The organism is Roseibium sp. SCP15 (genome assembly GCF_040329435.1).
Lineage (GTDB): Bacteria > Pseudomonadota > Alphaproteobacteria > Rhizobiales > Stappiaceae > Roseibium.
Genome location: NZ_JBDZYI010000002.1, coordinates 1323341 through 1336049, shown reverse-complemented (window position 1 = coordinate 1336049; position 12709 = coordinate 1323341). Strand labels below are relative to the sequence as shown.

11 protein-coding genes are annotated in these 12709 nt (G+C 57.5%); 6 read left to right on the top strand and 5 right to left on the bottom strand.

The features are described from left to right. Window positions 1–45: 45 nt before the first annotated feature. Window positions 46–1269, top strand: coding sequence for a 5-aminolevulinate synthase (gene hemA, locus ABLO27_RS13510; RefSeq protein ID WP_353033435.1), 1224 nt, complete (start codon window positions 46–48; stop codon window positions 1267–1269). Between the two features lie 381 nt (window positions 1270–1650). Here the strand turns inward: hemA and ABLO27_RS13505 are convergent, their stop codons facing one another. From ABLO27_RS13505 to ABLO27_RS13495, 3 genes are read right to left on the bottom strand one after another with little or no spacing between them, the layout of a single operon-like run. Continuing rightward, window positions 1651–3369 carry a thiamine pyrophosphate-requiring protein gene (locus ABLO27_RS13505; protein ID WP_353033434.1) on the bottom strand — a complete coding sequence of 573 codons (1719 nt, stop codon included), beginning with the start codon at window positions 3367–3369 and terminating at the stop codon, window positions 1651–1653. Between the two features lie 21 nt (window positions 3370–3390). After that, window positions 3391–4314 carry a ketopantoate reductase family protein gene (locus ABLO27_RS13500; protein WP_353033433.1) on the bottom strand — a complete coding sequence of 308 codons (924 nt, stop codon included), beginning with the start codon at window positions 4312–4314 and terminating at the stop codon, window positions 3391–3393. 10 nt (window positions 4315–4324) lie between these two features. Further along, on the bottom strand, window positions 4325–5773 hold the full coding sequence (locus ABLO27_RS13495; RefSeq protein WP_353033432.1) for an aldehyde dehydrogenase: 1449 nt from the start codon (window positions 5771–5773) through the stop codon (window positions 4325–4327). 133 nt (window positions 5774–5906) lie between these two features. Between ABLO27_RS13495 and ABLO27_RS13490 the strand changes: the two genes are divergently transcribed. From ABLO27_RS13490 to ABLO27_RS13470, 5 genes are all read left to right on the top strand, one after another. Continuing rightward, entirely contained in the window at window positions 5907–6659 is a 753-nt protein-coding gene (locus ABLO27_RS13490; RefSeq protein WP_353033431.1) for an IclR family transcriptional regulator, read from the top strand. A gap of 449 nt (window positions 6660–7108) precedes the next feature. Further along, window positions 7109–8143: a TRAP transporter substrate-binding protein gene (locus ABLO27_RS13485; RefSeq protein ID WP_353033430.1), complete on the top strand. Its 1035-nt coding sequence runs from the start codon at window positions 7109–7111 to the stop codon at window positions 8141–8143. Next, a complete protein-coding gene (locus ABLO27_RS13480; protein ID WP_353033429.1) occupies window positions 8143–8652 on the top strand; it encodes a TRAP transporter small permease in 510 nt (169 codons plus the stop codon). The genes ABLO27_RS13485 and ABLO27_RS13480 overlap by 1 nt, the downstream gene beginning before the upstream one ends. Window positions 8653–8659: 7 nt before the next feature. After that, entirely contained in the window at window positions 8660–10015 is a 1356-nt protein-coding gene (locus ABLO27_RS13475) for a TRAP transporter large permease (protein WP_353033428.1), read from the top strand. A gap of 125 nt (window positions 10016–10140) precedes the next feature. Beyond that, window positions 10141–10491, top strand: a complete 351-nt coding sequence (locus tag ABLO27_RS13470) for a hypothetical protein (RefSeq protein WP_353033427.1) — start codon at window positions 10141–10143, stop codon at window positions 10489–10491. A gap of 3 nt (window positions 10492–10494) precedes the next feature. Here the strand turns inward: ABLO27_RS13470 and ABLO27_RS13465 are convergent, their stop codons facing one another. Both ABLO27_RS13465 and ABLO27_RS13460 read right to left on the bottom strand, forming a co-directional pair. Beyond that, window positions 10495–11811: a lyase family protein gene (locus ABLO27_RS13465; protein WP_353033426.1), complete on the bottom strand. Its 1317-nt coding sequence runs from the start codon at window positions 11809–11811 to the stop codon at window positions 10495–10497. Between the two features lie 53 nt (window positions 11812–11864). Further along, a complete protein-coding gene (locus ABLO27_RS13460) occupies window positions 11865–12698 on the bottom strand; it encodes a 3-keto-5-aminohexanoate cleavage protein (RefSeq protein ID WP_353033425.1) in 834 nt (277 codons plus the stop codon). Window positions 12699–12709 lie beyond the last annotated feature (11 nt).

The window sequence follows — 12709 nt, the reverse complement described above, 5'->3', positions numbered from 1 at the left end:
GTCCGGTGTCTAGCTTTTCAGGCAAGATGAGAAAGCGAGGATACCATGGACTATCAGGCCTTTTTCAGAAACCGGTTGACCGAGCTCAAACAAGAGGGAAATTACCGGGTTTTCATCGATCTTCAGCGTAAGCGCGGTTCCTTTCCCGAAGCGGTCTGGACCCACAACAACCACGCTGACGAGGTGGCTATCTGGTGTTCCAACGACTATCTGGGCATGGGGCAGCACCCCAAGGTGATTGCAGCGATGCACGATGCCATCGACCGCTGCGGTGCCGGGGCCGGTGGAACACGCAACATTTCAGGCACCACCCATGACCATGTTTTGCTGGAAGCAGAGCTTGCGGATCTTCACGGTAAGGAAGCCGCGCTTGTTTTCACCTCAGGCTATGTGTCCAACTGGGCGGCACTCGGAACACTCGCATCGAAAATTCCGGGCTGCATCGTCTTTTCCGACAGCCTGAATCACGCATCGATGATTGAGGGCATACGCCATTCGCGTGCCGAAAAGGTGATCTGGAAGCACAACGACCTGGAAGACCTCGAGGCAAAATTGGCTGCCGCGGATCCGGACAAGCCGAAACTGATCGCCTTTGAAAGCGTCTACTCCATGGATGGCGACATTGCTCCGATCGCCGAGATCTGCGATCTGGCGGACAAGTACGGTGCGATGACCTACCTGGACGAGGTGCATGCGGTTGGTCTTTACGGGCCACGTGGCGGCGGCATTGCCGAGCGCGAGGGGCTGATGGATCGTCTGACGGTGATCGAAGGCACACTCGGCAAGGCCATTGGCGTGGTCGGAGGTTACATCGCGGCCTCTGCGGAATTATGTGACTTCGTGCGCAGCTTCGCCAGCGGCTTTATCTTTACAACAGCACTACCACCCGCCATTGCTGCTGCCGCGACCGCTTCCATCCAGCATCTGAAGCAAAGTTCCGTGGAACGGGAAGCCCAACAGGCAAATGTTGCAACGGTCCGCAGGCGGCTCGACACTCTCGGCATCCCGCATGTCGACAATCCGAGCCACATCATTCCGGTGATGGTTGGCAACCCGGCCAAGTGCAAGTTCCTGTCCGATACGCTGTTGACGGATTTCGGCATTTACATCCAGCCGATAAACTATCCCACGGTGCCGAAGGGGACGGAACGGCTGCGGATCACTCCGTCACCGGTTCATACGCCTGCCGATATCGACCGGCTGGTCGCCGCCCTTCATTCCCTCTGGAACCAGTGCCAACTGGCAAGGATGCCGATTGCGGCTCAATAAGCTGTCCCGGCTTGATGATAGTCAAGGAGTGTGCGCCTCAATCGCAGTTTTCTGGCTTCGCAAATATCTGGTGCACGCGTTTTGACCGTCTCCGATAAAATGAGGCCAAAGGGAGCGGTCGTACGGCCGGTTCGGGTTCGGCACCATAACCGGACCCGACCCGGTACACATTGAAGACCTTCGTGTCGAAACGAAATCAAATACCAGGCCGAAGCGTCCTCTTTAGGCCTGGAAACAAAAAACGCCGCAAGGGATCAGCGCGTTTTTTTGAGCAAACTGCCCATATGTGCCGGGCAAATGCCAACTGAAAGTCCCTGCCGCTTTGGCAGGGACTTTTTCTTTGGCCACCTGAATGAAGGTCAATTCGCAGATGGCAACTGCTCAAGCGGGATTCACTCTCTCAATAGCGATATTGAAGAGAATCTGGCGTTTTTCCTCCGTCGCGATTTTGATGGCGCGCTCCAGAGCACCCGGCAGATCTTCGCCGTCGGTGATTGTCTCTGTGTAGGCCCGGCTGGCTTCGGCCGTTCTGGCAAAATCGGGACTGGGTTTGAGTGAAGTGAGCGGAACCTCGTTCGCCTGATGTGCAAGGCCGCCCTTGTAGGTTCCCACCACCGAATGGCGGACGGCGCCCCATTCCTCGTTGTTGAGCACCAGTACGATGACCGGGAGCTCCAGCGCCTCGGCTACCTGATGGCAGACCGTCGGATTGGCGAACATGTAGCTGCCGTCGCCGACCGTTGCGAACACCAGCCGGTCGCGATCGGCGAGCTGCGCGCCGAGTGCCGCCGGCAGTCCCCAACCCAGGCCGCCGGAGTAAGGTTCCTGAAAATAGCTGTTGTGGCTGTCAAGGTCGAGTTGATCCAGTGGACACCCAAGCTCGTGAAATACAGTTGCCTTGCGCCCCTTGATGGCTTTGCCGAGGCAGTGACTGACCCACTCCTTGGTCATCGGGCTGTTTTTGCCGCGCTCCGCTTTTTCAACAACAGCCCGCCGATTTGCGGCCGAGACTTCAGAAATGCGTTGTCTGCGGCTGTCGATATAGGCGTCGTCCTTGGAGCGCCGGTTCATTTCCGCAATCAGAGCCAGAAGCGTGTCCGCTGTCTCGCCGGCCAGGGTCACATGTGCCGGGAAATTGCGGATCGGGGTTCGGGTAAACAGCGGGTCCGGTCCCAGCTGAATAACCTTGACGTCGTCGCGCAATGTCACCTTGTCCGGCCACCATGGAGCCAAGGCGTTGATCACGAGAACAACGTCGGCCTCGGCCAGCATCGCTTCCGGCGCCGAACCGATCTGCATCGGATGAGACAAGGGGACGGACAGCATGTTCGCCCAGTAATGGGAAAGCGGGATGGCCCAGTCGGCAAGAAACTGCGGTAGTGCCGCAAAGGCTTCTTCGGAGCCGGCACCGCGCTGGCTGATGATCAAGGGTTTTTCAGCGCCAGCCAGAAGGTCGGCCGCTCTCTTGATGTCGCCCTCGGTTGCCGCTGTGATGACAGGAGCCATGCTTGAAGGAGTGTCCAGTCCTGCCGGGGGTGTCGGTTCACACAGGACCTCTCTGGGCAGGCTGAGATAAACAGGGCCCTTGGGTGTGGAATTGGCAATGGCCCAGCCCCGGTCGAAGAGCTCCGCGACCTGTTCGGGAAACCGAAGCTCGTAGTCCCATTTGGTGACCTCGCGGACCAGCGCGGTCTGGTCGAACATCTCCTGGCCCCAGCCGATTGGCACTGTACGTGCGCCAAACCTTGCGCCTTCGGTCACCGGTGTGCGCCCTGACATCATCAGAACGGGGATCTGGTCGCACCAGGCGTTGATCGCCCCCGTCACACCGTTGGACAGACCGACATTCGTGTGCAGCATGACCGACTGGATTTTTCCGGAAATCTGGTAGTAGCCGTGCGCCATGCCCATGGCGACATGTTCATGCGGCACGACGACGGCGGTCGGCAGTTCGATGCCTTCGTGCGCCGCCGCCACCATCCCTTCGATGATCGGCGGGAAATCGGTTCCGGAATTCACAAAGACATAGTCGATGCCGAGAGCTTTCATCTTGCCGAAAATCGCGCCACCGGCCGATAGAGGGCCTGCGTCCTGGCTCATGTCGTTCTCCTTCACGGTCATTCACATGGCTCCCTTGACAACAAGGTCGGACTTCAGCCCGACCAATGCTGCCAGGGCGGTGTTCAACGGAGCGGCAACGCCCATGGTCCGAGCCTTCTCAGCGACCACAACGCTGAGACTGCCGATTTCAGTCGGTCTGCCTGCCTCCAGGTCCTGGAGCATGGAGGGCTTGTGTTCTGTGTGTTCAGCCAGTGCATGGGCGATCTGGCTTTGTACCGTTTCCAGACTTGCGGGGACGTTCTGCGTGTGGGCGACGGCGATGACTTCCGCTGCGATTGCGTGCAGCAGATCATGAATATCTGCATGTGCTTCGAAATCTCCGACGCGCGCGCCCGTCAGTGCTGCGCAGGTGTTCATGGCACAGTTGAACGCCGCCTTTTCCCAGATGATCTGGTCTGTCCGATCTGATAGGGACAGTGAAAAACTGTCGTCGTCGATTGCAATCTCGCGGGCGAACGGCTCTCCCTCCGATGCATATGCCTTGAAAGAGGCTGAACCGTTTCCCTGCGTTGCGACGTGGCCGGGCGCAATGAAACGACCCGGCATCATGGTGCAGCCATAAAGCAACCGGCCGGCTGGCACGTGACCAGCCACCCGCTCGGCGTTCCCCAGACCATTTTGCAGTGTCAGGACCCGGGCTCCGGCCTCGATATGTGCGGCAATACCGGACAGGGCCGTGTCCGTGTGAATGGTCTTGGTGAGCAGAACGATGAGATCTGGCGTTTCGACGGCTTCGTCAGGACGCATTGCCGGAATTTTCAATGTCTCGCGGCCTGCCGGTCCATCGAAAAGGAGCCCGTCCTTCCTGATCGCCTGCAGATGATCCATGTTGATGTCCCACAGCGAAACGTCTCGGCCTTCGCGGAACAGAAAGGCACCGATAACAGAGCCGAGAGCGCCCGCACCGAGTATTGCTATGCGCATTGTCCTGTCCTCAGATCGGATAGTGCTGGTTCGGGTCTTCTATGGTGATCCAACGCAGTTCGGTGAATTCGGGGATCGCTGCGGTACCGCCAAACCGGCCATATCCGGATGCCTTGGTGCCGCCGAACGGCATTTGTGCTTCGTCTCCGACAGTTGGTCCGTTTATGTGGCAAATCCCGGTCTGGATCTGCTTGGCGACTTTCATGGCCCGGCCTGTGTCGCGGCTGAAGACCGAGGCGGTCAGACCATACTCGGTGTCATTGGCAATCCTGATAGCGTCAGTTTCGTTTGCTGCACGAATGATCGTGGTAACCGGGCCGAAACTTTCCGCAGAATAGATGTCCATTTCCGGAGTGACATGATCCACGACAGTCGCGGGCATGATCGTGCCATTGTCCGGCACACCGCCGGCGATGACCTTCGCGCCCTTGGCCACGGCATCGTCTATAAGCGATTTCACATGCTGGATTGTGTCGACATCAACGACCGATCCGAGATGAACCTGCTCGCCCGGGTCGCCGGTCACAAGACTGTCGGCCTTTCCGGCAAATGCTGTTGCAAAGTCGTCAGCAACCTCATTCAGAACCACGATTTTTTCTGTCGACATGCAAATCTGGCCCTGGTTCATGAAGGCGCCAAAGCCGGCCGCGTTGACGGCTGCCTGAAGGTCTGCATCGTCCAGCACGATCTGAGGCGCCTTGCCTCCGAGCTCCAGCAGGCAGGGTTTCAAGTGCTTGGCCGCTCGTTCCGCGATGATCCGTCCGACTCGGGTTGAACCTGTGAAGTTGATACGGCGCGTCAGCGGGTGATCGATCAGTGCGTTCACGACCTCCGGGGCATCCTCGGGAGAGTGAAGAAGGATGTTCAGAACGCCCTCCGGCAATCCTCCCGCCTTCATGCAGTCGCCGATAAGCCTGTGTAGCGCGGGACATTTTTCCGATGCCTTCAGCACCACCGTATTGCCGCAGGCAATCGGCATCGCAAAGGCCCTGACGGAGAGAATGACCGGAGCATTCCAGGGGGCCATGCCGACCAGAACGCCGACAGGTTGCCGGTAGCCCATGGCCAAGGTGCCAGGCTTGTCGGAGGGGATTATTTCTCCCTTGATCTGGGTTGTCAGCGAAGCGGCTTCGCGCAGCACACGGGCACCCAGCATGACATTGAACCCGATCCACGGTCCGGTCCCGCCGGTTTCCTGAACCCCGAGCGCGATAAAGTCTGCGCTACGGGCCTCCAGTGCATCCGCACAGGCATTCAGAATGGTGCGGCGCTGGTTTGGAGATGTCTGCGACCATGCCCCGAAAGCTTCCTGAGCAGTTATGACAGCAGCGTTGACATCTTCCGCCCCCGCAGAAGCTGCGGTTGTGACCACATCGCCGGTTACAGGCGATCTGCGGTCGAATTTTCTACCTCGATCTGCCGGAACATCCTCGTTGCCGATAAAGAGACCGATTTCCATTGCAAACTCCATAATCTCATTATATAAGATATATATTTCATATATTGAACTGATGTGCCGAGTTCGTCAAGGCGGGCGCACTGGATTGCGATGCGACCTGGGCAGACCAGTGAGACAAGAAAGGGGGCATTTGATGAGCACGCCGCTAAACGGATCTTTGATAAAAGCCTTTGAAATTCTGCGCTTGTTCGATGAAGACCAGTCCGAACTGTCGGCGGTGACGGTCGCGCAGAAACTTGGGCTCAACACATCCACGGCGCATCGCTTTCTGCTGACGCTCGAACATGTCGGCGCTCTTACCAGTTTGCGACGCGGGCACTTCGGCCTGGGACCCAGGCTTGAGGAGTTGGGGCGTCTTGCCGAACTTACAAATCCGTTGCCGGTCATGGTGAAGCCGGTACTCGACGCGGTAAGCAAAGACCTGAACGAATCTGTCATGGCCTGCCGGCTGAACCGGCTTGGACCGGTTTGCGTTTCGGTTTCAGAGAGCGAGCGGTCGATTTCGGTCATTGTGAAAACGGGAACCGTTCTGCCGTTTCAGCACTCGGCTCAGGGAAGGCTCTGGCTTGCTCATATGACGCCGGAGACAAGAGCTTCCTACCTTCAGGACGGAGCGGTTTTGAGAGCTCATTCTCAGAAACAGATCGATCCTGAAAGTTTCACGAAGGACCTGGAAACCGTTCGGGGGAAGGGATACGCGCTTAATCTTGGCGACAACGAGCCGGATATCGCGGCGGTGTCCGTTCCAGTCTGGAATGCAGAGGGAGACATGATCCTGTCGCTGTCGGTCTTCGGCATGTTGAGCCGGTTCGATGCTGAATTTGTCGAGCGAGCAAAAAGCCGCCTGCGTGCGGCGTCTTCTGAAATCAGCAGCAAATGGAAGTGAGGCTGCTCGGTTCGGTCAAATTGAAGGAAGAAGGATTTTTATTTCCAAAAACGGAAAGTATATGGCCCGATATCTCAATTTACATTACCAAACTAATTAGTGAAGATGATTTGTGGAGGAGTGGAAGATTTTGGTCTCACGGGAAATCTCGAACCTGATCTTTAGAGCCTCAAACTGTCGGGTCAGTTCACCTGGCAACGTCGTGAGTTCTGTTTGCTTAATTTGACAATATTTAACAAAGCAAATAAAAGCAGACTGAGAAACCGGAAACTGCCGGCTTGTCGCGAGCGTGCAAAGGACTGCAAATGACCGGACTTGCAATCGGCCTTGATACGGTCGGTTGTACCGAGAATGACGGGAATGTTCGCTGATGAAAACGCTCACTGTGATCCTGTCGGATCGATAGCGCATCAGTCATCGGAAAATGGAATTCGCTTGGAGGAGGAATCATGAGCAACATCAAGAATGCGATATTGGGAACCGCGCTTTTTGTACTCGGTGCATCGTCGGCAGTTGCCGCGGATTACGAGTTCAAACTTCACCACTTCCTGGGTGAAAAGGCTCCGGCCCATTCCAAGATGCTGGCGCCTTGGGCCAAGCAGGTTGAAGAAAACTCCGGCGGAAAGGTTGCCATCGAAATCTATCCGGCAATGACTCTCGGCGGCCGCCCGCCGGAGCTGATCAACCAGGTGCGCGACGGTGTTGTCGATCTGGTCTGGACGGTGAATGGCTATACGCCGGGCCTGTTCCCACGGTCCGAGGTTTTTGAACTGCCGGGCGTTCACAAGAACGACACAGCAGCCACCAACCTGGCCTTGATGGATCTTTACGAGAGTGACCTGAAGGACGAATACAAGGGCGTCGAAGTCATGTTCCTGCACGTCCATGCAGGTCAGGGAATTCACATGACCGACACGGAAGTGCGCTCTCCGGCGGATTTGGAAGGCAAGAAAATGCGCATCCCGACCCGCACGGGGGCCTGGGTGATTGAAGCACTGGGCGCATCGCCGGTTGCCATGCCGGTTCCGGAACTGCCGCCGGCACTGCAAAAGGGCGTCATCGACGGGGCTTTGATCCCTTGGGAGATCATTCCGCCGCTCAAGATCCAGGAACAGACCGAATACCAGATTGAAGGTGCGGACAAGGAACGCTTCGGTACCACGGTCTTCCAGGTTTCCATGAACAAGGATCGTTGGGAAAGTCTGCCGGATGATGTGAAGCAGGCCTTCAGGGACGCGTCCGGCAAGGACTGGGTCAAACAGGTTGGTGACATCTGGGCCGGAGCCGACGACTTCGGCATCGGGCTTGCCACGAAGGCTGGCAACACGCACATCACGCTGACCCCGGAGGAGACGTCCGTTTTCAACGAAGCGCTTGCACCGGTCGTTGACCGCTGGGTCGAGGAAGTTTCCGAAAAAGGCATCGACGGTGGGGCTCTGGTCGACAAGGCCAAGGCTGCGGTTGCGAAGAACGCTTCGAACTGATGCCTGGTATCCAACAAGAAAGCAGCTCCGGTTTCATCGGGGCTGCCAGCCGGCTGATAACCTTGTGGGCGCTCCTGGGAGGGGGCGTGCTGCTTCTGGTGGTCGGCGTGAACATGCTGTCGATCATCGGTTCGATCTTCGGCGCGCCGTTTCCGGGCGATTTTGAACTGACCGAAGTCGGTGTTGCGGTCGCCGTCTTTGCGTTTCTGCCCTATTGCCAGCTTGTCGGCGCAAATGTCTCGGCAGATATCTTCACCGCAGCCGCATCCAAACGGACCATTGCGTTTTTCACGATGCTCGGGTCGTTGGTGGCCCTGGGCTTCGCCATCCTGCTCATCTGGCGCATGTATTACGGCATGCTTGACCAGAAGGAATACGACTACACCACGACAATCCTGCAATTTCCGCACTGGATTGCGTTTATCCCGATTCTCATCTCCCTGGCCTTGCTGGCGCTTGCTGCTTTCGTGACGCTCATGCGTGACGTCAACGCGCTGTCGAAAGGATAAGAACAAGATGGCAGACGCTCTTCTGTTGGGGCTGGGCGGCCTTGCGGTACTGATTTTTCTGATCGCGATCAGAATGCCGATCGCCTATGCCATGATCCTGGTTGGTGGTGTCGGCACCATGATGCTGAATGGGCCGGCGCTCGTTCTGAGCCAGCTCAAAACCCTGGCTTACGGCCAGTTTTCCATCTACGACCTGTCGGTGGTGCCGATGTTCATCCTGATGGGGGCGATCGCTTCCAAGACCGGACTTAGCCAGGCTCTTTTCAGGGGGGCGAACGCGTGGCTTGGATGGTTGCGGGGCGGCACTGCGATGGCGGCTATCGCAGGATGCGCCGGTTTCGGCGCTGTCTGCGGATCCTCGCTGGCAACTGCTTCGACCATGGGCAAGGTCGCTCTGCCGGAACTGCGTCGTTACAACTATTCCGGCGCGCTGGCGACGGGCACCCTGGCCGCCGGCGGTGTGCTCGGCATCCTTATCCCGCCATCGGTTGTTCTCATCATTTATGCCATCATCGTGGAGGCGAACATCGTCACCATGTTCATGGCGGCGTTCCTGCCGGGCCTGCTGGCGGTCGTTCTGTTTCTGCTGACAATTGCAATCTATGTGGCGATCAAGCCCGAGGCGGGACCCAAGGGTGGCACACCCGACCGGGCCGAGTTTGTCGAAGCAACGGCGGGAATGATCCCAGTGCTGATCATCTTCGGCCTGGTCATCGGCGGGATCTATTTCGGCTTCTTCAACCCGACCCCCGCGGCAGCCGTCGGCGTTTTTCTCGTGCTTCTGTTCGGGCTGCTCCAGCGCAATTTGAGTGGGAAGGACCTGGTTGCCGCACTGAAGGAAACCGCGTCGACGTCCGGCATGATCTACCTGATCATTCTGGGAGCGGAGCTGCTCAAGATCTTCATGTCCCGGGTAGGTCTGCCGCAACAGACTGCGGCCTGGATCGCCGGCTCCGGTTTGGAGCCGATGACGGTGCTCATCCTGCTCCTGGTTGCCTTGATCCTGCTTGGCTGCCTGATGGACAGCCTCTCCATGATCCTGCTGGTTATCCCGTTTTTCTGGCCGGTGCTGGTGGAGATCAACGGCGGGATCTATCAGGGTCCGGAGGGCGCTGGTTTCGGCATGAGCACAGAAGACCTGAAGATCTGGTTCGGCGTGCTGGCATTGATCGTGGTTGAGCTGGGGCTCATCACGCCGCCGGTCGGGATGAACGTCTTCGTGATTTCCTCGCTTGCGCGCGACACGCCGATGATCGAGACATTCAAGGGCGTTGCACCCTTTTTCGGGGCTGAACTCGTGCGGGTTGTCCTGCTGGTGAGTTTCCCGGCGCTGACACTGTGGTTACCACAGTTACTACAGTAGCGAACAATGCTGTAAGACAAACGGCCTCGTAAGTGATCTCGAGGCCGTTAACAGCTCAGATCGGTAGACAAGGAGAAATATCGTAGGAGTGGTTCTTCCATCGTATTGTAATTCAGAGTAGTCGAATGCCTGATGAATTTCTCTACTTCAAATGCCGCTGGCCAGAGGTATCCGTTCCAAACGGTGAACCTGAATGGATGCACTACGAAGTAGTTAAAGCACTTGATGTCGTTACGCGCACCGTTGATTTTTACGCGGATGGCGATGCTGTTCGAAATAGTATTGAACTCTCTGAGCGCGAGGGACCTGACCAGCGATTGCCTGAGCACAGGTCTCTTGTGCACGGACCATTTCTTAAAATCGCTTATGAAGGGCTGATTTCAATGACACAGGACGAATTTCAAGTCCTGTGGGAAAGCGCCCGTGACAAACCGTGGCACTTGGAGGACGGACCTACTGATAGGTTCAGATCCTGAGTTTCAGTCCGGCAGATTGCGCTGCGCGAAGATCCGGGCCGACATCTCCTTGGCCGGCTCGACAACCTCTTTCGGGTCAAGGGCTGTTCGCCAGTTGATCTCCAGAGGACTGACTTTGGCAAGGGCTTCGGCAAAGGGGGCAGAATCAGCGGCTGCGGCTGCAACCATGTTCTTCGCTTCGGACCTCACAATCCCGTTCTTGGCGAGTATGAAACTGGCCGTTTCAGCCATCATTTCAGGATTGTCGTCGAGTGTTGCCGAGAGACGGTCAGGATGAGGTGCCAGGCTTTCGATGAGTCTTTGTGCATGGTTGAGAGCTGTGCCTGCCGAAAGCAGCATTTGCGGCAGGAACATCCATTCCAGCGGCCACCTGGAACCATCGCGTTCTTCTGCTGGATCGGCAGCTGCCGCAAGACCCGCTTGTGCGGTGACCGCGATCCGATTGAGAACCCTGATCGTTTCCGCCTGAACCGGATTGGCCTTTTGCGGCATGGTCGAAGAGCCCCCGCCAGTGCCGCTGGAAACTTCGGCGATATCCGTCCGGCCGAGCAGGATGAGATCACCTGCCATTTTGGAAAGCGCCGCGCAGATCTGCTGCAGCCATCCGGCCAAAGCCAGGATGGAGGAGCGATTGACATGCCAGGATGGGCTTGGATGCAGATCGAGTTCTTCGGCCAGTTTCTTGAGGACGAGAGGGCCCTCTGGAGCAATTGCCGAATTCACGCCAGAGGCACCGCCGAACTGCACCTTCAGCACGGATCTGCGGAGTTCTGGAAGGGCGGATTCGATGTTGATCAACGGATGTGCCCATTGGGCGATACGGTAGCCGAGCGTGATCGGTGTTGAAATCTGACTTCGGGTTCTTCCTGCCAGAAGTTGGTCGGCGTGATGATTGCTTTCCGTCTGCAGTGTGTCGATCAACCGTTTGATCCGGGCTTCCAGAACTTCAAGACAGGAGCGGATCTGCAGCACCTGCGCAGTGTCCATGACGTCCTGGGTGGTCGCGCCCCAATGCAGCCATTGTGCGGCGTCACCGCCGACAAGCTGGCGCAGTTCGGTAACAAGCGCCGGTATCGGAATACCCGCTGATCGAGTGCCGGCGCTCAGTCGGCCAGGATCCGGCGAGGCATTCCGAAGCGCTTCATCAATCTGTTCGGCGGCCTCATGTGGGATCACGTTCAGATGTCCCTGAACCCTGGCGAGCACCCGCTCAAAGAGCACCATATGCGCCACATCACTCGCATCGTCGAGGAGCTGTGAAAGCTCCTCGTCAGCAAACAATTCTGAATAGATCGGGCTCGAGAACAGGGATAAGGGCATGGATCACACCATTGAAGATCAGCCCTTTATTGAGAGCCAAGATTGGAAGAGCGTCAAGCAGGCGCTTTGAGATCCAGTATTTCCCGGGCCTGCTGCCAGGTGGCGACCGGCCGGCCGTATTTTTCACATAGATCTGCCGCCCTCTGCACCAGCGCCGCGTTGGAAGGAGCAAGAGTGTCCCGGTCAAGCCGGACGTTGTCTTCCAATCCCGTGCGGGTGTGCCCTCCGGAGGCGATGGACCATTCGTTGACAGCCAATTGATGCTGACCGATTCCGGCGGCACACCACTCAGCTTCCGGTGCCAGACGCTCTACTGTCTTGATGTAATAGTCAAAAACATCGCGATCGACCGGCATGGCGTTTTTCACGCCCATGACGAACTGCACATAGAGCTTGCCTGGAATGCGGCCATCCCGGTTCATGGCTGCCGCCTGGTGTATGTGACTGAGATCGAAAGCTTCGATTTCCGGCTTAACCCCGTAAGTCCTCATTTCGCTTGCAAGCCAGTCCACAAGATCCGGCGGGTTCTCGTATACCCGAGTCGGAAAGTTGTTCGAGCCGACCGAAAGCGACGCCATGTCCGGCTTGAGGGGCAGCATTCCGCCGCGCGCATGCCCGGCTCCGGAGCGGCCGCCGGTCGAAAACTGGATGATCATGCCCGGGCAATGTTTTTCCAGCCCCTCCTTCAGACGGGCAAACTTCTCCGGGTCGGAGGAGGGCGACTGGTCATCATTACGCACATGTACATGGGCGATTGATGCTCCCGCCTCGAACGCCTCGTGCGTGCTTTCCACCTGTTCCGGCACGGATGTCGGTACCGCTGGATTGTTTTCCTTGGTTGCCACCGAGCCGGTAATGGCAACGCAGATAATACAGGGCTTGGTCATTTTATTCTTTT